Origin of the sequence: Burkholderia sp. Bp8991, from assembly GCF_003853795.1 — a bacterium.
In the GTDB taxonomy this organism is placed as follows: Bacteria; Pseudomonadota; Gammaproteobacteria; order Burkholderiales; family Burkholderiaceae; genus Burkholderia.
In genome coordinates this window covers 48,614-69,520 of sequence record NZ_QTQJ01000010.1, presented here as the reverse complement: position 1 = coordinate 69,520, position 20,907 = coordinate 48,614, and the positions used below count along the sequence as shown (strand labels likewise).

General features: G+C 63.0%; 16 protein-coding genes. 9 read left to right on the top strand and 7 right to left on the bottom strand.

Annotation, left to right across the window (positions count from 1 at the left end; all coding sequences use genetic code 11):
• Positions 1 to 59 precede the first annotated feature (59 nt).
• Positions 60 to 1,010: a LysR substrate-binding domain-containing protein gene (locus tag DIE02_RS13830; protein WP_124485998.1), complete on the top strand. Its 951-nt coding sequence runs from the start codon at positions 60 to 62 to the stop codon at positions 1,008 to 1,010.
• A gap of 118 nt (positions 1,011 to 1,128) precedes the next feature.
• Here DIE02_RS13830 and DIE02_RS13825 read toward each other — a convergent pair whose 3' ends face one another.
• Entirely contained in the window at positions 1,129 to 1,605 is a 477-nt protein-coding gene (locus DIE02_RS13825) for an OsmC family protein (protein WP_124485997.1), read from the bottom strand.
• A 94-nt stretch (positions 1,606 to 1,699) separates the two neighbouring features.
• On the opposite strand from DIE02_RS13825, the gene DIE02_RS13820 reads away from it, so the two are divergent.
• Positions 1,700 to 2,356 (top strand): GntR family transcriptional regulator, encoded by a 657-nt coding sequence (locus tag DIE02_RS13820; protein WP_124485996.1) that lies wholly within the window; start codon positions 1,700 to 1,702, stop codon positions 2,354 to 2,356.
• Between the two features lie 89 nt (positions 2,357 to 2,445).
• Here the strand turns inward: DIE02_RS13820 and DIE02_RS13815 are convergent, their stop codons facing one another.
• Complete coding sequence (locus tag DIE02_RS13815) at positions 2,446 to 3,504, bottom strand: LacI family DNA-binding transcriptional regulator (protein ID WP_124529112.1); 1,059 nt, start codon at positions 3,502 to 3,504, stop codon at positions 2,446 to 2,448.
• Between the two features lie 190 nt (positions 3,505 to 3,694).
• Between DIE02_RS13815 and DIE02_RS13810 the strand changes: the two genes are divergently transcribed.
• The 5 genes from DIE02_RS13810 to DIE02_RS13790 all read left to right on the top strand — a co-directional run bounded on the left by DIE02_RS13810 (position 3,695) and on the right by DIE02_RS13790 (position 10,084).
• Positions 3,695 to 4,843, top strand: coding sequence for an ABC transporter ATP-binding protein (locus DIE02_RS13810; RefSeq protein WP_124529110.1), 1,149 nt, complete (start codon positions 3,695 to 3,697; stop codon positions 4,841 to 4,843).
• A 9-nt stretch (positions 4,844 to 4,852) separates the two neighbouring features.
• Complete coding sequence (locus tag DIE02_RS13805; RefSeq protein WP_124529108.1) at positions 4,853 to 6,847, top strand: beta-galactosidase; 1,995 nt, start codon at positions 4,853 to 4,855, stop codon at positions 6,845 to 6,847.
• 76 nt (positions 6,848 to 6,923) lie between these two features.
• Complete coding sequence (locus DIE02_RS13800) at positions 6,924 to 8,183, top strand: ABC transporter substrate-binding protein (RefSeq protein WP_124529106.1); 1,260 nt, start codon at positions 6,924 to 6,926, stop codon at positions 8,181 to 8,183.
• 54 nt (positions 8,184 to 8,237) lie between these two features.
• Positions 8,238 to 9,206, top strand: a complete 969-nt coding sequence (locus tag DIE02_RS13795) for a carbohydrate ABC transporter permease (protein WP_409364364.1) — start codon at positions 8,238 to 8,240, stop codon at positions 9,204 to 9,206.
• Positions 9,207 to 9,232: 26 nt separating this feature from the next.
• Positions 9,233 to 10,084 (top strand): carbohydrate ABC transporter permease, encoded by an 852-nt coding sequence (locus DIE02_RS13790; protein WP_039318652.1) that lies wholly within the window; start codon positions 9,233 to 9,235, stop codon positions 10,082 to 10,084.
• A gap of 391 nt (positions 10,085 to 10,475) precedes the next feature.
• Here the strand turns inward: DIE02_RS13790 and DIE02_RS13785 are convergent, their stop codons facing one another.
• From DIE02_RS13785 to glcC, 5 genes are all read right to left on the bottom strand, one after another.
• Positions 10,476 to 11,105: a hypothetical protein gene (locus tag DIE02_RS13785; protein WP_124529104.1), complete on the bottom strand. Its 630-nt coding sequence runs from the start codon at positions 11,103 to 11,105 to the stop codon at positions 10,476 to 10,478.
• Positions 11,106 to 11,359: 254 nt separating this feature from the next.
• A complete protein-coding gene (locus tag DIE02_RS13780) occupies positions 11,360 to 12,034 on the bottom strand; it encodes a hypothetical protein (protein ID WP_124529102.1) in 675 nt (224 codons plus the stop codon).
• Positions 12,018 to 13,568: an N-acetylmuramidase family protein gene (locus DIE02_RS13775; protein ID WP_260441498.1), complete on the bottom strand. Its 1,551-nt coding sequence runs from the start codon at positions 13,566 to 13,568 to the stop codon at positions 12,018 to 12,020. Before DIE02_RS13775 ends, DIE02_RS13780 begins: the two co-directional genes overlap by 17 nt.
• A gap of 43 nt (positions 13,569 to 13,611) precedes the next feature.
• Positions 13,612 to 16,512 (bottom strand): type VI secretion system Vgr family protein, encoded by a 2,901-nt coding sequence (locus DIE02_RS13770; protein WP_124529100.1) that lies wholly within the window; start codon positions 16,510 to 16,512, stop codon positions 13,612 to 13,614.
• A gap of 787 nt (positions 16,513 to 17,299) precedes the next feature.
• On the bottom strand, positions 17,300 to 18,070 hold the full coding sequence (gene glcC, locus DIE02_RS13760; RefSeq protein ID WP_044848878.1) for a transcriptional regulator GlcC: 771 nt from the start codon (positions 18,068 to 18,070) through the stop codon (positions 17,300 to 17,302).
• Positions 18,071 to 18,301: 231 nt separating this feature from the next.
• Here glcC and glcD point away from each other — a divergent pair, with 231 nt between their 5' ends.
• Entirely contained in the window at positions 18,302 to 19,801 is a 1,500-nt protein-coding gene (gene glcD / locus DIE02_RS13755) for a glycolate oxidase subunit GlcD (protein WP_124529098.1), read from the top strand.
• Complete coding sequence (gene glcE, locus DIE02_RS13750; RefSeq protein WP_124529096.1) at positions 19,801 to 20,883, top strand: glycolate oxidase subunit GlcE; 1,083 nt, start codon at positions 19,801 to 19,803, stop codon at positions 20,881 to 20,883. The genes glcD and glcE overlap by 1 nt, the downstream gene beginning before the upstream one ends.
• Positions 20,884 to 20,907: the final 24 nt, after the last annotated feature.

Here is a 20,907-nt window from a genome sequence, read left to right as displayed (position 1 = left end):
GGCTAATGACGTTTTAGGCGATTACGATATCGATTCCGATATCGATATAAACCCGTACGATGCCCGAAGCCAGCCCGTGGGGAAACCGCAGCCGCCTGAAGACGCGCCAGCTCCTGCTGGTCGTCGCGCTCGCCGACGAAGGCAGCATCCACCGCGCGGCGGCCGCGCTGAGCATGACGCAGCCGGCCGCGTCGAAGCTGCTGCGCGAGCTCGAGGAATCGATCGGCGCGGTGCTGTTCGAGCGGCTGCCGCGCGGGATGCGGCCGACGCTGTACGGCGACGCGCTGATCCGCCACGCGCGCGCGGCGCTCGGCAGCCTCGACCAGGCGCGCGAGGAGCTGGCCGCGCTGAAGGCCGGCCATCTCGGGCACGTGGCGGTGGGCGCGATCACGTCGCCGGGGCTGCGGCTCGTGCCGCCGGCCGTCGCGGCCGTCAAGGGAACGCATGCGAACGTGCGCGTGTCGGTGACGATCGACACGAGCAACGCGCTGCTCGAACACCTCGCGCAGGACAAGCTCGACATCGTGCTCGGCCGGCTGTCCGCCGAACACGACAAGCTGCACCTGCGCTACGAGCCGCTGACCGGCGAGCCGGTCGCCGCGGTCGTGCGGCCGGGCCATCCGCTGCTCGCGCAGGCGCCGCTGTCGCTCGCCGATGTGCAGCGCGCCGCGTGGGTCATGCCGCCGGCCGGCAGCGTGCTGCGTCACCGCTTCGAGCTCGTGTTCCAGCGCGCGAGCCTGGCGCCGCCCGCGAACGTGGTCGAGACGGCGGCGCTGCTGTTCATCACGCAGCTGATCGAGCAGAGCGACATGATCGCGGTGCTCGCGGAGGACGTCGCGCTGTACTACGCGCGCCACGGGATCGTCACGGTGCTGCCGCTGGAGATGGATTGCCGGATGGACGATTTCGGGATCATCACACGCACGGACCGGCTGCCGTCGCCGGCTGTCGAGGTGATGGCCGATGCGATTCGGGCGGCGGCGCGGGAGGTGTACGGGGTCGTGTTGTAACGCGACGCGGCCCGGTTTCGTCGAGCCTGCTCGCCTGTCGAAAGACACGCGTGCGCTCGCGTCCCGCGTTTCGGTTACGCCCGGTACGCAGCGAACCCCGCCCGTTCCACGGCATGCATCACGCTTCCGCGACCTCGATCACCGGCTCGCACCGGATCGGGAAGTTCACGGAGTTCGCCACATAGCACTTCGCATGCGCGTCATGATGCAGCCGCTCGGCGAGCGCACGATCGTCGCCCGCCTGGATCGTCACGCGCGGATGCAGCACGATTTCGGTGAAGCGCCCCGGCCCGGGGCTGTCGAGCATCGTCCCTTCCGCGTCATCCACATACGCCAGCACGCGGATCCCCGCATCGGAACACAGATGCAGATACCAGAGCTTGTGACACGCCGAGGCCGACGCGAGCAGCAAGTCTTCCGGATTCCAGCGCGCCGCGTCGCCGCGGAACGCCGCGTCCGACGAGCCCGGAATGTCCGGCTTCGAACCCGCGCGGATCACGTGGTCACGGCCGTATTCGCGATACCCCGAAGTACCGGTTCCCCGGTTGCCGGTCCACTCCACTGCCACGCGGTACTTGTGTTCGCCATGCGCCATCTCGCTCTCCTTCGATATCGGAACGTGAGGCCGTCATTGTGGCACCGGAATGTCATTTGGTATACCATTATTCCAAAATGAGGAGCACGGGAACATGGAAGCCAGACTCGATTCGACGGCAGACGCGGTGGCTGCATCGTTGCGGGAGATGATCATCAACGGCGAGTTGCAGGCAGGCGAGCGGCTCGTCGAGCGCGACCTCGCCGAACGCTTCGGCATCAGCCGGATTCCGATGCGCGAGGCGATCCAGCGCCTCGAACGCGAAGGATTGCTGGATATCTTCAGGAATCGCGGCGCGGTCGTGCGGATGCTGAGCGCATCCGACGTGCAGGAGATCTACGACATGCGCGCGCTGCTCGAAGGCGACGCGATCTACCGCAGCGTGAAGCGGCTCGACGACGAAACACTCGCGCGCGCCGAACTCGTGCACAGGCTGCTCGGCGAATCGAACGTGCCGCGCCGGCAAGGCGAGCTGAACCGCGAATTCCATGCGCTGCTGTATTCATGCTGCGGCAACGAGCGGCAGTTGAAGGCGATCGCGGAGCTGCGCAGCCAGGTCGAGCGCTACGAGCGACTGCAGGCGACGTTGCTCGCGGATACGCCGTCATTCCAGGTCGAGCATGAGGAAATCCTGCAAGCGTGCCGCGAACGCAATGCACGTGGCGCCCGCGCGATGACGGTCGCGCACCTCGATTCGGCCCGACGCATCGTGATGCGGCTCGTCGAGGACGATCTGCGCCTTGGGGCGTGATCGAGCCACTCGTGTGATTCCATCTACCGGCCCGCGGCCGGCCTCTACTCAGGCTTAGCCCGTCGGCTTCGGCTTCGGCAAGCGTGACACTACGCGACGCGCCCTGCGTGCCCGCCTTCTCCCGCTAAGCCATCGCGCACCGCCCCCGTCGTCCCGCGCACCACCAGCCGCGGCACCGACGCCGTCCGCACGCGCGATGCATCGTCGACCTGACCGCCCGCCTCGCGCAATGCGTTGAGCAGTTCGACCGCGAGCCCCGCCGCCTCGGCCGTCGGGATCGCAACCGTCGTCAACGTAGGACGCGTATCGCTCGCCAGATGAATATCGGTGATGCCGACGATCGACAGATCGTCGGGCACACGCCGGCCGCGATCGGCGGCCGCGTGCAGCGCGCCGATCGCGGGCAGGTCGTTGGTCGCGACCAGCGCGGTCAGCCCGGGATGCGCGTCGAGCAGCCGGCCCGCCGCACGCACACCGCCTTCGATCGAATCGGGCTCGGCCGCGACGATCGACGCGTCGAGCCCCGCTTCGCGCATCACGTCGACGAAGCCGTCGTAGCGCGCCGCCTGCACACCGCTCGCCGAGCCGCCGACGATCACACCAATGGACCTGTGCCCTAGTTCGACCAGATGCCGCGTCGCAATCCGCCCCGCCTCGCGAAAATCCACCGCGACGCACGGCAATCCTTCGGGCAGCGCATCGGGCCGCTCCCACAGACACAGCACGACCGGCACGCCGCGCCGCGCGACGTCGACCAGATCCGGCAGGTGCAGGTTCGCGTTGGTCACGAGAATCCCCTCGGAAATCGTGCCGGCGATCTGGTCGAGATACGCGCGACCCTGCAACGGATCTTCGTTCGTATTGCAGACGATCAGGAATTGCCCGTTGCGCCGCACCGCGCGCTCGACCGCGAGCGCGAACTCCGGATAGAACGGGTTCGCGATGCTCGACACCATCAGCGCGACCGTCGGCGCGCGCCCTTCCGCCAGCGCCCGCGCGGCCAGATGCGGCCGGTAGCCGAGCGCCTGCACCGCTTCGAGCACCCGCGCGCGGGTGGCTTCGCCGACCCGGCCGCGGTTGCGCAGCACGTTCGAGACCGTCGCGGCCGTCACACCGGCGCGACGGGCCACTTCATCCAGTGTCGCCATGATTTGCCCACTATATGAGACCTCGATCCAGTATTTGCTTCGCTCACCGAAGCGGCGCACTATCGCCGCACACCCTGCCGCCCGACCGACGGGCGCGACTCGGCCGCGATCGCGATCGGCTCTTTTTTTGATCGCGATGCTTAAGCGCTTAAGCATCGACGAAAGCGCATTAGAACATGGAGCGGAGACAATGGCGAGCATCTCGATGCGACGCGTGCAGAAAGCCTATGGCGAGCACGCGCCGGTCATTCGCGACGTCGATCTGGAGATCGGCGCGCACGAGTTCTGCGTGTTCCTCGGCCCGTCCGGCTGCGGCAAGTCGACCCTGCTGCGGATGATCGCGGGCCTCGAGGACCTGAGCGACGGCGAGCTGTCGATCGACGGCCGCCGCGTCGACGACGTGCCGGCCGCCGAACGCGGCGTCGCGATGGTGTTCCAGAGCTACGCGCTGTTTCCGCACATGACGGTCTACGAGAACATGGCGTTCGGGCTGAAGCTCGCGCGCGTGCCGAAGGCCGAGATCGACCGGAAGGTGCGCGACGCCGCGCGGATCCTGCAGCTCGACACGCTGCTCGAGCGCAAGCCGAAGGCGCTGTCCGGCGGCCAGCGGCAGCGCGTCGCGATCGGCCGCGCGATCGTGCGTGAGCCCGGCGTGTTCCTGTTCGACGAGCCGCTGTCGAACCTCGACGCGGCGCTGCGCGGCCAGACCCGCATCGAGATCGCGAAACTGCACCGGCAGTTCGAGCGTGCGAGCGTCGTCTACGTGACGCACGACCAGACCGAAGCGATGACACTCGCCGACAAGATCGTGCTGCTGCATGCCGGCGCGGACACCGCGCGGCACGGCAGCATCGCGCAGGTCGGCGCGCCGCTCGACCTCTATCACCATCCGGCGAGCCGCTTCGTCGCCGGCTTCATCGGCTCGCCGCGGATGAACTTCCTGCCAGCCGTCGTCACCGCCTGCGACGCGCGGCGCACGATCGTCACCGTCGTGTTGTCCGGCGAAACCTTCACGCTGCCGCGCGACGGTTCCGCGCTCGCGGTCGGCGCGGCCGTCACGCTCGGTATCCGCCCCGAACACCTGACGCTCGGCGCCGCGCACGACGCGACGACGCTCGCGCGCGACGTCGCGCTCGTCGAACGCCTCGGCGAGCAGACCTACGTGCACCTCGACCAGCCCGGCGGCACGCCGCTGATCGCGAAGGTGCCGGGCGACGCCCCGCTGCGCCGCGGCGAACGCGTGCACGCGCATGCGCCGACCGCCGCCTGCCACCTCTTCACCGAAGACGGCCGCGCGGTGCCCGCGTGCGCCGACCTTCCCGTCCACCACTACGCATAAGGATCGGGCATGCGCCTCGGAGTCTGTTACTACCCGGAACACTGGCCGGAATCGATGTGGGCCGACGACGCCCGCCGGATGAAGGCACTCGGCATCGCGCAAGTGCGGATCGCCGAATTCGCGTGGAGCCGCATCGAGCCGTCGCCGGGCGAATACGACTGGGGCTGGCTCGACCGCGCGATCGACGTGCTCGGCACGACCGGCCTCGAGATCGTGATGTGCACGCCGACCGCGACACCGCCGAAATGGCTCGTCGACCGTCACCCCGACATCCTCGCGATCGGCGCGGACGGCCGGCCGCGCAAGTTCGGCTCGCGCCGCCACTACGACTTCTCGTCGCCGACCTATCTGGAAGCGTCGCGCCGCATCTGCACCGCGGTCGCCGAGCGCTACGGCCGCCACCCGGCCGTGCGCTACTGGCAGACCGACAACGAACTCGGCTGCCATCAGACGGTCGTCAGCTACTCGCCCGCCGCGCTCGTGCGTTTTCGCGGATGGCTGCAGGCACGCTACGGCACGATCGACGCGCTGAACCGTGCGTGGGGCACCGTGTTCTGGAGCATGGAGTACCGGCATTTCGACGAAGTCGATGCGCCGGTCGGCACCGTGACAGAAGCGCATCCGTCGCACCGCCTCGACTACCGGCGCTTCGCGTCGGATGAAGTCGCGCGCTATCACCGGATGCAGGTCGACGTGATCCGCGCGCATTCGCCGGGCCGCCCCGTCGCGCACAACTTCATGCAGCTCTTCACCGAGTTCGATCATTACGACGTGGCGCGCGACCTCGACGTCGCGACGTGGGACAGCTATCCGCTCGGCGCGCTCGAGGAGCAATGGTTCGCGCCCGACGTGAAGGCGCGCTGGCTGCGCACCGGCCATCCGGATTTCGCGTCGTTCAATCACGACCTCTATCGCGGCATGTCGAAGCTGCCGTTCTGGGTGATGGAGCAGCAGCCGGGCCCCGTGAACTGGGCGCAGTGGAACCCCGCGCCGCTGCCGGGCATGGTGCGGCTGTGGAGTTGGGAAGCGTTCGCGCACGGCGCCGGCTGCGTGTCGTACTTCCGCTGGCGGCAGGCGCCGTTCGCGCAGGAGCAGATGCATGCGGGCCTGCACACGCCCGACGACCGGCTCGACGAAGGCGGCCGCGAAGCGCAGCGCGTCGCGCAGGAGATCGCCGCCGTGCTCGACGCAGGTGCCGATGCCGACGCGAACGGCGCGGTGCGTGCACCCGTCGCGCTGGTGTTCGACTACGAAGCGAAGTGGCTGTTCGAAGTGCAGCCGCAAGGCGCCGATTTCCACTACCCGCGCTTCGCGTTCGAGTACTACTCGGCGCTGCGTTCGCTCGGCCTCGACGTCGACATCGTATCCGCGCACGCGCCGCTCGACGGCTACCGGCTCGTCGTCGTGCCGCCGCTGCCGGTCGTGCCGGACGACTTCGCGGCACGGCTCGCCGCCACCGGCGCGCATGTGGTGTTCGGCCCGCGCACCGGCTCGAAGACCGCCGACCTGCGGATTCCGCCGACGCTGCCGCCCGGCCCGCTCGCGTCGATCCTGCCGGTGCGCGTGTGGCGCGTCGAATCGCTGCGACCGAACGTGACCGAGAGGATCGACGGCACGCTGCGCGACGGCGCGCCGCTCACCGGCGACGCGCGTCACTGGCGCGACCTCGTCGAACTGCGCGACGACGACGCGCGCAGCGTCGTGCGCGCGCGTTTCGCCGACGGTCATCCGGCCTGCGTGTCGCACGGCACGCTGCACTACTGGGCCGCGCTGTTCGACGACGCGACCACCGCGCGCCTGTTCGCCGACGTCGCGGCCGAAGCCGGCCTGACACCGTCGCCGCTCGGCGACGGCGTGCGCGTGAGCCGGCGCGGCGGCCTGACCTACGTATTCAACTACGGCAGCACGCCGCACACGATCGATGCAGTGCCGCCGTCCGCGTTCGTGGTCGGCGCCGCGCAGGTCGAGCCGCAAGGCGTCGCCGTGTATCGAAGCGGTTCGTAGCAGCCGTTCGTAGCAACCGCCCCCGGCGCCGCGACGCGCCGGTCACGCACAACGACAGACAGGAATGGAGACACCCATGACACATCGCCCCCTTCGCGTCGCCGCCCGGCTTGCGACCGCCGCCGCCATCGCGTTCGCTTCGTTCGGCGCCGCGGCGCCGGCCGACGCGGGCACGCTGACGATCAACATCGCGTTCAAGGGCGCCAGCCAGCGCGCGGTCTGGCAGTCGACGATCGAAGCGTTCCACAAGGCCCATCCCGACATCGACGTGAAGCCCACCTTCGTCGACGAGGAAGCGTACAAGGTGCAGCTCCCCGCATGGCTCACGACCGTCGCGCCCGACGTCGTGAACTGGCACGCGGGCGAGCGCATGGCGTACTACGCGAAGCGCGGGCTGTTCGAGGACCTGAGCGGCGACTGGAAGAAGAACGGCTGGGACGCGATGTACGCGTCGACGCGCAGCGCATCGTCCTATAACGGCAAGCAGTATGCGGCGCCGACCGTCTATTACTCGTGGGGGCTGTTCTACCGCAAGGACCTGTTCAGCAAGGTCGGCATCGCCGACGAGCCGAAGACCTGGGACCAGTTTCTCGATGCATGCAGGAAACTGAAGGCGGCCGGCATCACGCCGATCGCGATCGGCGGCCGCGACGCGTGGACGCTCGCCGGCTGGTTCGACTATCTCGACCTGCGCCTGAACGGCAACGCGTTCCACCAGCAGCTGATGGCCGGCGACGTGCCGTATACCGATCCACGCGTGAAGAAGGTCTACACGACGTGGAAATCGCTGATCGACTTGGGCTACTTCATCGACAACGCGCTGTCCTACGATCTCGACGGCGCGCAGCCGTTCCTGTTCCAGGGCAAGGCCGCGATGATGCTGATGGGCACCTTCATCGCCGCGGGCTTTCCGCCGAACGTGAAGCAGGAAATGGGCTATTACCGTTTCCCGATCATCGACTCGAAGGTGCCGACCGCCGAGGACGGCCCGGTCGAATCGCTGCACATCCCGACCAAGGCGAAGAACAAGGCCGATGCGCATACCTTCCTCGCGTTCGTCGAAACGCCCGAGATGGGCGCGAAGCTCGCCGAAGGGCTCGGTTCGCTGTCGGCCAACGGCAAGTCGCCGGAGCCGGCCGATCCGATCTCGCGCATCGGCTTCCGGATCCTCGCCGACACCCGCGGCGGCGTCGCGCAGTTCTACGACCGCGACATGACGAAGGAAATGGCCGACGAAGGGATGAAGGGGATGCAGCAGTTCGTCGCGAATCCCGCGCAGCTCGACACCGTGCTCGCGCAACTCGAACAGACCCGCAAGCGGATCTACAAGAAGTAACCGCGTGACCCCTGCGGCGGCCGAGTGCCGCCGCGTCCGCCCAGGAGGCTTGCCGTGTCCAGTCCGATCACGTCCAGACCCGTTGCAATGCCGGCTACCCCGGCCGCACCGCCCGCCGCCGCGCCGCCGGCCCGCAGCTCGCCTGCCGCGCTGCGCGCGCGCCGCCCGTCGCCGGCCGTGCGGCGACAACGGCGCGCCGCGTGGCTCTTTCTCGCGCCCGCGTGCGCAATGGTTGCCGTCTATGTGATCTGGCCGATCCTGTCGACGCTGTGGCTGAGCCTCTGCAACTGGGACGGGATGACCGAGCGCACGTTCGTCGGCCTCGCGAACTACGCCGAGCTGCTGCAAGCGCCGACGTTCTACACCGCGCTGCGCAACAACGTGATCTGGCTCGGGCTGTTCATGCTCGCGCCGCCGCTCGGCCTCGCGCTCGCGCTGTACCTGAACCAGGCGGTCGCCGGCATCCGGCTCGTGAAGTCGCTGTTCTTCGCGCCGTTCGTGCTGTCGGGCGTGGTCGTCGGCCTGATCTTCTCGTGGTTCTACGATCCGACCTTCGGGCTGCTCGCGCTGATCGCCGGGCACGGGATCCCGGTGCTCGGCGATGCGCGCTATGCGACCTTCGGCATCGTGTTCGCCGCGCTGTGGCCGCAGACCGCGTACTGCATGATCCTGTACCTCACCGGCCTCACGTCGGTGAACCCGGAGCAGATCGAAGCGGCACGGATGGAAGGCGCGCGCGGCTTCGCGCTGCTGTGGCACGTCGTGCTGCCGCAATTGCGGCCGACCACGTTCATGGCGATCGTCGTCACGGTGATCGGCGCGCTGCGCAGCTTCGACCTGATTTCGGTGATGACGGGCGGCGGCCCGTTCGAGAGCTCGACCGTGCTCGCGTATTACATGTACGACCAGGCGATCAAGTATTACCGGCTCGGCTATTCCGCGTCGATCGCGGTCGTGCTGTTCGCGATCATGCTCGTCTACATCGTGTTCCAGTTGCGCCGCATGCTGCGCAACGAGCAGTGACCTGACCTTCCGGGGAACCATTCATCATGTTTCCAACGCCCGTTGCCCACTGGAAGCCGGTATCGCGCCGGCTGTACAAGCTGTCGCTGCCCGTCGCGCTCGTGATCTGGCTGCTGCCGATGATCGCGGTGTTCGTCACGTCGGTGCGCTCGACCGAGGAACTGGTCGAAGGTCACTACTGGGGCTGGCCGCGGCACTTCTCGATGATCGAGAACTATCGCGACGCGCTGACCACGTCGCCGATGCTGCATTACTTCTGGAACAGCGTGCAGATCACGGTGCCGTCGGTGCTCGGGTCGATCGCGCTCGCGGCGATGGCCGGGTTCGCGCTGGCGACTTACCGGTTTCGCGGGAATGCCGCGCTGTTCGGGACCTTCGTCGCGGGGAATTTCGTGCCGGTGCAGGTGCTGATGATTCCGGTTCGCGACTTGTCGCTCAGGCTCGGGGTGTTCAACACGGTCGAGGCGCTGATTCTCTTTCACGTCGCGTTTCAGACGGGGTTCTGTACGCTGTTTCTGCGCAATTTCATCAAGCAGCTGCCGTTCGAGCTGATCGAGGCGGCGCGGATCGAAGGCGCGGGCGAGTGGACGGTGTTCTGGCGGATCGTGTTGCCGTTGATCCGGCCGGCGCTGGCCGCGCTCGCGATTCTCGTGTTTACGTTCGTGTGGAACGATTACTTCTGGGCGCTGTGTCTCACGCAAGGTGACGAGGCAGCGCCGATTACCGCGGGTGTGGCGGCGCTGAAGGGACAATGGACGACTTCCTGGAACCTTGTTTCGGCCGGGTCGATTCTCGCAGCATTGCCGTCGGTCGCGATGTTCTTCGCGATGCAGAAGCATTTCGTCGCGGGGCTCACGTTTGGGGCGACGAAAGGGTGAACTCGCCCTGACCGCCGATCACCGATCACCGATCACCGATCGCGGATTCGGATCTCCCCCTCTTCATCGAGAGGATTGCCCGCTTCGGCGGGCTTTTTTTATTTTTTTCGAGGTTGGATGGATGTCGCTTGACGCCGCGATGCAAACTTTCGCCATAGACCAATTCAACAATCACAATGTGCAAGCCTACCGCGTCGGATAAGCGCTCAATCACAACGCCCTAAGCCATCGGTTGCAATCCACGACCTTGTAACTGCCCCCAGATCAACCGCAAGACTATGTTTCGGATCCGCCTACCTGTGCACCACACAAGACATTCAGTAAACGGCCTTCGGCGTCGATTTCATTGCGCTCCCCGGGGAAAGGGATCAACCAAATCCTTTGAGCGCAACTAGCCAAACGTGATACGACCATCAAACTTCGGCCCCGTATTGACGTAGCGGATATATGAGAACTCACCACGCACTTTTAGAACAACGACGGCATCGCCACTTATAAGGTAAGAATTTTTGACTATAAATTTACCGCCTTTTATATCATGCAAGTAGGATTTTTTCGCGACCAATCGAATACCTAATGCCGGAATTTCACTTGAAGTGAAAAACTCCTTCGCCGAAATATCCGGAGGGTCAGCAGAGAAGATGCCTTGCGCGCTGCTACAACCAGCCCGCAGACTCATTGCTCTAAGAACCCATCCCTCATATGTTTTGTACAAATAGCCATCGATGTCATAATCTTTGTCCCGGCCTTCAAAATCGAGATATCTATCTCCACCAAGAAAAGTACTGATCCTAAAGGTAGAGTAATCCGCTTTGCCAGGATATTTTTTATCAAGCGCACCATAAAATAAAAAATAGCAAGATCCAGTTTCACCAGTTCTTGAATAAATGCCGGTTACATGACTGGAATCAACAAACGCAATCAAGTATGGTTGCTGAAACAGAACAGCACTCCCGGCAAATACCGAGCCAGACATTGTCAACGCCGCCGCAAACAACAGCCTCTTACCCAAAAGATCCATAAAATTTCACAATATTATCTTGACCAGTTGAGACTCGATAGAGCGGTTTCCTGATTCACCCAGGTTTTCCGGGTCAAAGCCCAAGCGATTTTTCCGGCATTTTGATCAACCTGATACGTCGCAGCGGCATTCTTGGCCCCGCCCGACCCGACAATGCCGCTCGCGCCCTAGTGCGCAAAATCGCGATCACCCCATTTATCAAGCAGCATCGATCAACGCAGAACCTGATGCCTCGATAAATAATTAGCAACGTCTTATTTCTGAGGAAAAGGATCCACCAAATCTCTTGTACGCACCCACCCAAAAGTAACGCGCCTCTCGAACTTCGGCCCAGCACCTACGTAACGAATGTATGAAAAATCATCTTTATTTTTCATTACAATCACACTATCTCCCCCTACAAGATAGGATTTTCTCGCCACAAATTTTCCGTCGCGATTGTCATAAAAAGCCGTTTCACCCTTCACAATACGAATTCCGATGGCCGGAATCTCTCGAATTACATGATAAGCGACCGATCTAAAATCTTTTGGCCCAAACGCGAACACTCCTGTGGCATTTTCACACCCAGCCTGACCAACCTCAGTCTGTATAACCCACTCACTGTCGCGTCGATACAAAATCCCTTTGATGTCGAATACTTTATTCCTATTCTGAAATTCCGGGGACAACTCACCCAAAACGAAAGTAAGTAACGGCGTACCAACATAACCCTCAACACTCACACTACTTGACCTATCACCATCCTCTACAAACAAGAAGCTGCAAGAGAATTTTTCATTCTCCGAATCATAAAAACCCGATATAGCCCTCCCGTCGCGAAATCCGATCAAACTTGGATCATTGAACAGAATCGCTTCTCCAGCAAAGGACAAACGAGAAATCGATGCAACAAATAAAAGCACAATGAATTTACTTGAACTGCTCATAGAATTTTTTGAGATTTTCAGCGTAGTGAGGATTTTTCGTGCGCCAGCGCCTACCATTGTATGAAGTCGCAACCTGCTCCCATTTGTGCTCTCTCAATCCGTCAACACCAGCACGCTTCTCTTTTTTCATAAAGGCAATAAATATTTCCATCTGCCCATCTGTTCCAGATATAAATTTATTGGCAAACTCCGCCGGCGTCGAACACCCACACGATGAATAGTATTCCCCGAGAATTTGAAAACCTCCCCAAGAGCATGATTGTATGGCGACATCAAAATCAAGAGCCGCAGCACGAATCAGCTTTTCATATTGATTCAGGCCGTCTCCGCCATATTGATCTCCGTTTGGGAAGCAGAGATCGGGGAATTTTGGATAAGGATTTTCGGGGAAATCCCTTCTTTTGGACGAATGCACTTTCTTCTTGGCAGCGTCAGTCGCTTTTGCGCCCTTCGATTCTGCCGCTTCCTTTTCCGCCCCCCTTTCCCTCTCCTCTGCCTCCTTGTCGCGCTTCTTTACGGACAGATCAAAGAAGTGCCGTCGTTCATACAGTATGGGAGGGAGTCCATTTTCCAGAAAAGGATGGCCCTGAGATTCCTGTTGAACCAGCGCCTTAATGGCGGCGACTTCTACGTTAAGTTCGCTAGCCATGCGCCGATACTGCGCATCGGAAAAAAACTCTGGCTTGGGGTAACTCAGCCTCGAACCAAAAATGCTGAATGCTACGGTGCGCGGTTCACCAGTGTTCACCACCTTATAGTGGTGTTCAATTGTAATCTTGGTTTTCTTCTTGTGTGTTTTTTGATCGACAGTGACCTCCTTGTTTTTCTTGGGAAAATATTTTTTTACCCGGCCTTGCTCGGTGACTTTTTGCGTCCATGCAATGTATTGGCCAAATTCCTTGACCAATCTCTCGACCGTCATAACTTCGCCCTCTTTCACAACCGGAAGATTTAGATTCTGCTCAAACTCGTCCTTTGGGGTGAGTTGTGTAGTGGACTCCAAGTGATATTCGGGACTGACGATAGTGAACGCGCTGATATCCTTCTTGGGGACAATTTGAGCTTTCCAGGCAAACTCCCCACGACGATTCTTGACGAACACATCTATCGGTTGATTGCGCGCCGCATTCGTGATCGTCACCGCAAAACCATCCTTGTCGGTGGTCGCCTCCGTCTTGTTGTCCAAAATGGGCGACGAGCGCGGAGCTGTCGGTTCGGCTTTGCTATTCGGTGGCGTTTTTGCAGGCGCCGCCGCCGAGCTGGATACCGCTTCAGGTAAGGCCGCGGCACCGGAAGCGGGTGTCGCAGCTGACGCATTGCTCTGTGTTGCCGAATCCTCTTGGATGATCGTGGGATCGGGGCCGGTTTCCCACGCGGGGGCCGGCGGTGCGTTTTTGCCAGACGTCAACTGGACGACCAGGCCTTCGATAGGCTTTTTCAACACGTCGCGAAAAAGCACGGTTACCACCACGAATGCAGCTGGTTGATTCTTAGCCTTCGGTGCCGGTGCGTCGGCGGGTTGTGCGTTCGACACTTGCTCTCCCTATCGATTTCGCGGATATCAGAAGTTGAATCGGTCAAGTTTCCTGCTGCTCGTCGACCGGGGCTTCGCTCGCGTCTTCGACTGCTTCGTCATGGTCGTAAGCATCTTCAATCGCTAGCCAGTCGCCGCCACCGATCTCACACTTCACGTTCATTGGTGTAGGTGTGTGAACGGTCGCCGTTTCGCCGTCGAGTAGCCCGCCCTGCTGCTGAAGTGTTCCGTCCGGCAAATAGATGCGATATGTCTGCGCTTGCAGCGCTTCCCCGACACCTAGATTCGCGATGACCGAAGATACGTCGAAAGTCTGCGTATATTCATGGGTCAGGTTTTGCTGCAACGTGCTGACAGGAAGGGGCGGGATGGAATAGCGCATACTGCTCGGCCCACTAAACGCATGCTGCGCTCCCTTGAACTCGACGGTCCCGGGTGCATGCCCGCGGATATTGCCGCCTTCAAGGGTGATTGATGCGCCGCCCGCGGTGAGCACCAGCTTTCCACCCGCTGCGATCTCGATGTCGCCTTGTGCCAGCAGTTTGAGGACTGCTTTAGCGATCACCTCGACATTCGCGTCATGCGACTGGATCTGCACGGGTCCCTTGGTGAACAGCCTGATCGCCGTCTGCGAGAACATCCCAATGGCTTTGGCGGCATTTACGATAAATGCTCCCGCTGATCCGATATGCGTGTTCAGGCCGCTGACCACATTGATATGGCGATCTGCCGTCATGTGCAGCGAGTCTTGCGTAGACGTGCCGATGCCGAACGGGCTAGCGAGCAGCAGAATCGCCTTCTTGAACGCGTTCGCACTGCCAGTCCCGCCCCCTGCAGTACGACCGCCGCCGGCTTCCAGCGTTTCCGGCTGCTGGGTGGCGTCCGTGAACTGCTTGAGCGAAGCATGGCTCTCTTTCAAGCTGTCCGCGTGGTGCTGCACGCCGACGTTCGACAGCGCCTCAACGAGGCTTTCGGCGCTAATCAATTGACCCTGCGCTTCCTTGACGTCAAGCTGATCATCGTTGTGCGCCTTCGCGTGCGTTCCGATATATGCACCACGATTCGCCCGCATACCGAGATAATCATCCGTATGCAGCAAAGCCCCTTTTCCGAGGTATCGGCCCCGCGCGTTGTTATTGCCCGCATGGTCAATCAGAACCCCTTGGTGGTACAGGCTGTAGCTGTTCCCGACCCTGCCCGTGTAGGTGGTCAGTCGTGTAGCCCCTTGATGTGTCGCATCGTCGTGTACGAACGCGTTGTAAGCACCACTCTTACCGAAGCCATTCGACATGAGGCCCGAGAGGAGCACGTTGGTATGCCATTGTGGGGGTGTCGTTTGGGATGGCAGGCGCCCGAGCACATACGGCCGGTCACAATCACCCTGGAAGTAGTCGACGAGGACCCATTCGTCTTTGCGCGGCACATGAACGCCACCATAGCCATATCCGGTGTCGGCCTGCATCACCAGCAGTGGCGGTGACGTTTGCGTCCGGTTCGTTCCGTCGCGCTCGTCCCACGGGTAGATCACGTAAATGCGATTGCGCTCGTCGGCCCATGCTTCCTCATTATCCGGGCCATTCACGAGCGCGTGCTCGGCATACATCAGCGGCTTTCCATGCTCGAATGGACTGCGATACTCGATGTTGGTCCGCTGCGCTTCTACTTTGACCAAGTAGATGCCGCCCAGGCCATCGATGGGATTGGCTCGCGAGCGAAACTGCGTGCCATAGTCCTGGCGCGAGTCGGACAATGCGCTCTGCAAACTCAGTGGATAGGTCGCAGCGTGATTAGATAGCGGCACATTGTTCTCAATGAGCCACTCAACCTCGACGACCATGAACTCTCGAAGGTTCGAATCGAACGTCATATGCCGCGTGTGATGCTCGAGCGTGAAACGCGATCCGGCGTCGAGCCATCGCACACCGCCGAGACCAATGTATCGCCGGGCGGCGGAAGTCCAAGCCTGGGTTCTATTGGATGCACGTCGTCGCCCTTCGTCCGAGTTCGGGTAGGCATACGACAGGGCTTCACGAATAATCATGGGCGCATACGGAACGCTGCGCCTCACCTGCTGACGTCGCTCTTCGGTCACATAGGTGCTTGCGCTGTCACCCAAGTCACTGCGCACCGAATAATTCCGTTGCGGATTCTTGTAATTGAAGGAGGTTGTCGCGTAGGCAAGACTTTGTGCAGTCTGAGTCACCGCCCATTGCGTGAAGCCATCTACCTCGTCGCTAATTGCACCGTTGAAAAATTCGATCGGTTTCGCATCAGGCAAGGCAGAAAGCCGATCGACTATGACGAGTGTTGACAAGCGTGGATCGTCTTCATACTGGACTGGCGCATGCTCGAAATAAAAGTACCATCCTTCGTCTTCGAGAATTCTATGGAAAAAGTTCAGATCTGTTTCGCTCTGCCGCGTGTACGATCGCGCACGTGGCTCGTCCCACAGGACGAAACGTACTCGCCCGGCAAGTTGCGGGTAGGCTCCCAGCAACTCAGAGAGAATTTCCCGTGCGCTTTTATTGAACCAATGATCGTTCTTGCTCGCCTTGCCGAGAAAGAAAAGCGCCGACTCGAACTCAACCTGGTAGACGGTCAGATTTCCGTCTTGCCCGAGCGTGTGGAATTTGTGAACGAAACCGTGAATCGGGCGATAGACTGATTCAACAAATGGCTTGGAGGTTTGCTGAATAAACAGCGTGACAGGCTGATGCTCGAGTTCCAGGTTATCGATATCGTCACGTAACGAAACGACGTCGACCACCCAGCGATAGCCTCGCCCGACTCTGGACCATCCCTTTGCGCGCACTGGAATGAGCGTTTGCGCCCCCAGCGGGGAGCGGAACATAAGCAGTCGCTCGTGCTGCATCAAGCCCCGATGTATCGACTCGTAAAGCGTAGCCGCCCGCAATCTTGCGGGATCGACGGGTGGAAAAACCATTTCCGTTCCTTGTCTCTCAGGTTCAACCGCCAAGGAAGCGACGCGGGTGACGGTCGGCCATTGCGACGATGAGTCGCTCGCTCGATTCTATTCAGGATTGAGCGGAGCTATATATGTGACCAAGTACTTGAAAATGGTTTATCTCTGAAAATGGAGATCCCCGTGCGCTCAACTCATAATCTTAAATAGTTTCGAAAGATTAGCGCAACAACCCCGTTTCCGGGCCGGGAGTATCTCAAATTAGCAGCCGTTCCCTTCCTACATGGAATTTGGATGGCAACCTTCAAATTTCACAGAATGTGGCAAAACGATATATATGCCACGCTTTCTGCTAACGCACATTGGCAGACATCCATCGTCGCACCGATGATCGTACCGGCAGGCGTGGACAGTCGGGTGCCTAGACCGACATTCACCTGCACGTAGGCTTTGAAGGGGGTCCCAGAGGATCCGCCATGCTACTTGGACGCTTTGTCACGGCTACCCGATGTGCCCGCCGGCCGGCCTGCCCCCAGCCGGCTTGCCCGGAGGTTTGCTGCGCGGCCTTTTCACGCTGACCGGACTGCCGATCGTGTAGTCCGGTCCGTTACCGGCCGGCTTCGCGTGCGGTGCCGCCGGCTTGCGCTTGCTTTCTCCGCCTGGCACCTGCGGTGCGCGGCATTTTACCGGGCACCGGCTGGCGTGCCGCGCACCAGATAAGTCACATTATGATGTAATAGTCGATCAAACCGCATCGTCAACGCACTTCGTTTGATTGACGTCATCGTACGAACGCACCGGTGCTTGCTCAAGTCCACCCTTCGAGCCGCAACGTCGAGCGCACGAGCCGCTGCTCCTCCTCTTCGATCTCGCGCAGATACTCGACGCACTGCCGGATATGCTCGCTCGCCGCCTTGCGGGCCTGGTCGGGCAACCGCCCCGTCACCGCGTTGTAGAGCCGCGCGTGCTGGCGGTCGATCTGCTTCTTCAGCGGCTCGCGATGATAGAGGTTGTTCACCGACGCGAACACGGAGCTGAGCAGCAGATCGGTCAGCGACTGCAGCGTGTTGACCAGCACCGGATTGTGCGACGCCTCGCAGATCGCGAGATGGAACGCATGGTCGAGCTTCGCGCGCGCGGCCGGATCGAGATCCTGCGCATCGGCCGCCGTCATCTCCTCGTAGCGGCGCTTGATCAGGATGAAGTCGGCGGGTGTGCCGCGCAGCGCGGCGAGCCGCGCGGCTTCGGTCTCGAGCATGCCGCGCACCTCGAACAGGTCGTACAGCGTGCGCGGCTGCGAGCCGAGCAGATGCATCATCGGCGAGACTTCGCGCTGCGGGGTCAGGCTCGCGACGAACGAGCCCTTGCCGTGCGTCGTGTCGATGATCCCGCGCGCGCGCAGCAGCTTCATCCCTTCGCGCACGGCCGTGCGCGACACGCCGAGCTTCTCGGTCAGCCGACGTTCGGACGGCAGCGCCTGCCCGGCCTTCAACACGCCGTCGACGATCAGCTGCTCGATCCGCTCGGCGACGACATCGGCGACATTGCGCGCCGGCGCTTGTCGATTCTGCATTTCCATACTGGTATGACCACTTTGGACTGATGTCGCCGATTTTCGCACAAACCCTTGTGCAGATTGCGTTTCCTGTCACATCGAGCCACTTCTCAAAAACACTCTAGGAAAAACTGGTATGACCACGCGGGCGGCATCTGGACACGCCCCCGCCGCCCGCCAAGAATGCCGTCCATCGGCGTGCCGCGCGTCCTGCGGCCGCCTGCACGATGAAGATGGTGGAGACGGAGACACACGATGAGTTTCACCTACGACGAACGGATCGACGGCCCGTTGGCGACCGTCGACCGCGACACGCTCGTCGCCGCGCTCGACGCGGCGGCGCCCGGCCTCGACGTGCTGCACGAGCGCGAGGCGCTGAAGCCGTTCGAATGCGACGGCCTCGCCGCGTACCGCACGGTGCCGCTCGCGGTCGTGCTGCCCGACACGGTCGAGCAGGTGCGCGCGGTGCTGCGCGTCGCGGCCGCGCACGGCGTGCCGGTCGTCGCGCGCGGCGCGGGCACCGGGCTGTCGGGCGGCGCGATGCCGCTCGAAAAAGGCATCCTGCTCGTGATGTCGAAGTTCAACCGGATCCTGGAAATCGACGCCGACGCCGGCATCGCGCGCGTGCAGCCGGGCGTGCGCAACCTCGCGATCTCGCAGGCCGCGGCACCCTACGGCCTCTACTACGCGCCCGATCCGTCGTCGCAGATCGCGTGCTCGATCGGCGGCAACGTCGCCGAAAACGCGGGCGGCGTGCACTGCCTGAAATACGGGCTGACGGTGCACAACATCCTGAAGGTCGAGATCCTGACGATCGACGGCGACACGCTGACGCTGGGCGCCGACGCGCTCGACGCCCCCGGCTTCGACCTGCTCGCGCTGTTCACCGGCTCCGAGGGGATGCTCGGCATCGTCACCGAGGTGACGGTGAAGCTGCTGCCGAAACCGTCGAGCGTGAAGGTGCTGATGGCGAGCTTCGACGACGTGGCCGAAGCCGGCGCGGCGGTCGCGCGGATCATCGGCGCGGGCGTGATTCCCGGCGGGCTCGAGATGATGGACAACCTCGCGATCCGCGCGGCCGAGGACTTCATCCACGCCGGCTACCCGGTCGACGCGCAGGCGATCCTGCTGTGCGAACTCGACGGCGCCGCGACCGATGTCGACGAAGACGCCGAACGCGTGGCCGCGCTGCTGCGCGACGCCGGCGCGTCGGAGATCCGCGTCGCGCGCGACGAAGCGGAGCGGCAACGCTTCTGGGCCGGCCGCAAGAACGCGTTCCCGGCGGTCGGCCGCATGTCGCCCGACTACTACTGCATGGACGGCACGATCCCGCGCCGCGAGCTGCCGCGCGTGCTCGAAGGGATCGCCGCGCTGTCCGCGCAATACGCGCTGCCGGTCGCGAACGTGTTCCATGCGGGCGACGGCAACATGCATCCGCTGATCCTGTTCGACGCGAACCGTCCCGGCGAGCTCGACCGCGCGGAAGCGCTCGGCGGCAAGATCCTCGAACTGTGCGTCGCGGCAGGCGGCAGCATCACCGGCGAACACGGTGTCGGGCGCGAGAAGATCAACCAGATGTGCGTGCAGTTCAACGCCGACGAAATCACGTTCTTCCACGCGGTGAAGGCCGCGTTCGATCCGCAGCGCCTGCTCAACCCCGGCAAGAACATCCCGACGCTGCACCGCTGCGCCGAGTTCGGCGCGATGCACGTCCATCACGGCAAGCTGCCGTTTCCCGAACTGGAGCGCTTCTGATGCGACGCGAACGCGAACCCGAATCGATCGACGACAGCGCGGCGCTCGTCGCGCAGGTCGACGCCGCGATCCACGCGCGCCAGCCGCTGCACATCCGCGGCGCGGGCACGAAGGCGTTCGTCGGCCGCGCGGTCGAAGGCCGCACGCTCGACGTGCGCACGCACCGCGGCATCGTCGCGTACGACCCGACCGAACTTGTCATCACCGCACGCGCGGGCACGCCGCTCGCCGAACTGGAAGCGATGCTCGACGCGGCCGGCCAGATGCTGCCGTGCGAGCCGCCCACGTTCGGCGGCACGGCAACGGTCGGCGGCATGTTCGCGGCGGCGCTGTCGGGGCCGCGCCGCCCGTGGGCCGGCGCGGTGCGCGACTTCGTGCTCGGCTGTCGCGTGATCACCGGCCATGCGAAACACCTGCGCTTCGGCGGCGAGGTGATGAAGAACGTCGCGGGCTACGACGTGTCGCGGCTGCTCGCGGGCAGCTTCGGCTGCCTCGGCGTCGTGACGGAAGTGTCGCTGAAGGTGCTGCCGAAGCCGCGCGCGACCGGCGATCTCGCCTTACAGCTCGCTGCCGCCGAAGCCGTGCAACGCGTCGCGGCATGGCGTCGCGCGGGGCTGCCGCTCGCGGGTGCGTGCCACGCGGACGGCGTGCTGCGCGTGCGGCTCGAAGGCGGCGAGGGCTCGGTGAAGGCCGCGCGAGACACGATCGGCGGCGAGCGGATGGACGATCGCGACGACGGGTTCTGGGCGCGGCTGCGCGACCTGTCGCTGCCGTTCTTCGACGATCCGCGCCCGCTGTGGCGCGTATCGGTGCCGGCGGCCGCGCCGCTCGAAGCGCTGCCCGGCGCGCTGCTCGTCGACTGGGGCGGCGCGCAGCGCTGGCTGAAAAGCGACGCCGCGCCGGCCGACGTGCAGCACTTCGCAGCGCAGTGGGGCGGCCACGCGAGCTGCTTCACGCCCGGCACGACGCCCGAGCCGTTCCAGCCGCTGCCGCCCGCGCTGCTGCGCGTGCATCGGCAGCTGAAGGCGCAGCTCGATCCGCATGCGATCTTCAATCCCGGCCGCCTGTACGCGAACGTCTGACGCCAACCCGACTTCGAACCGCCG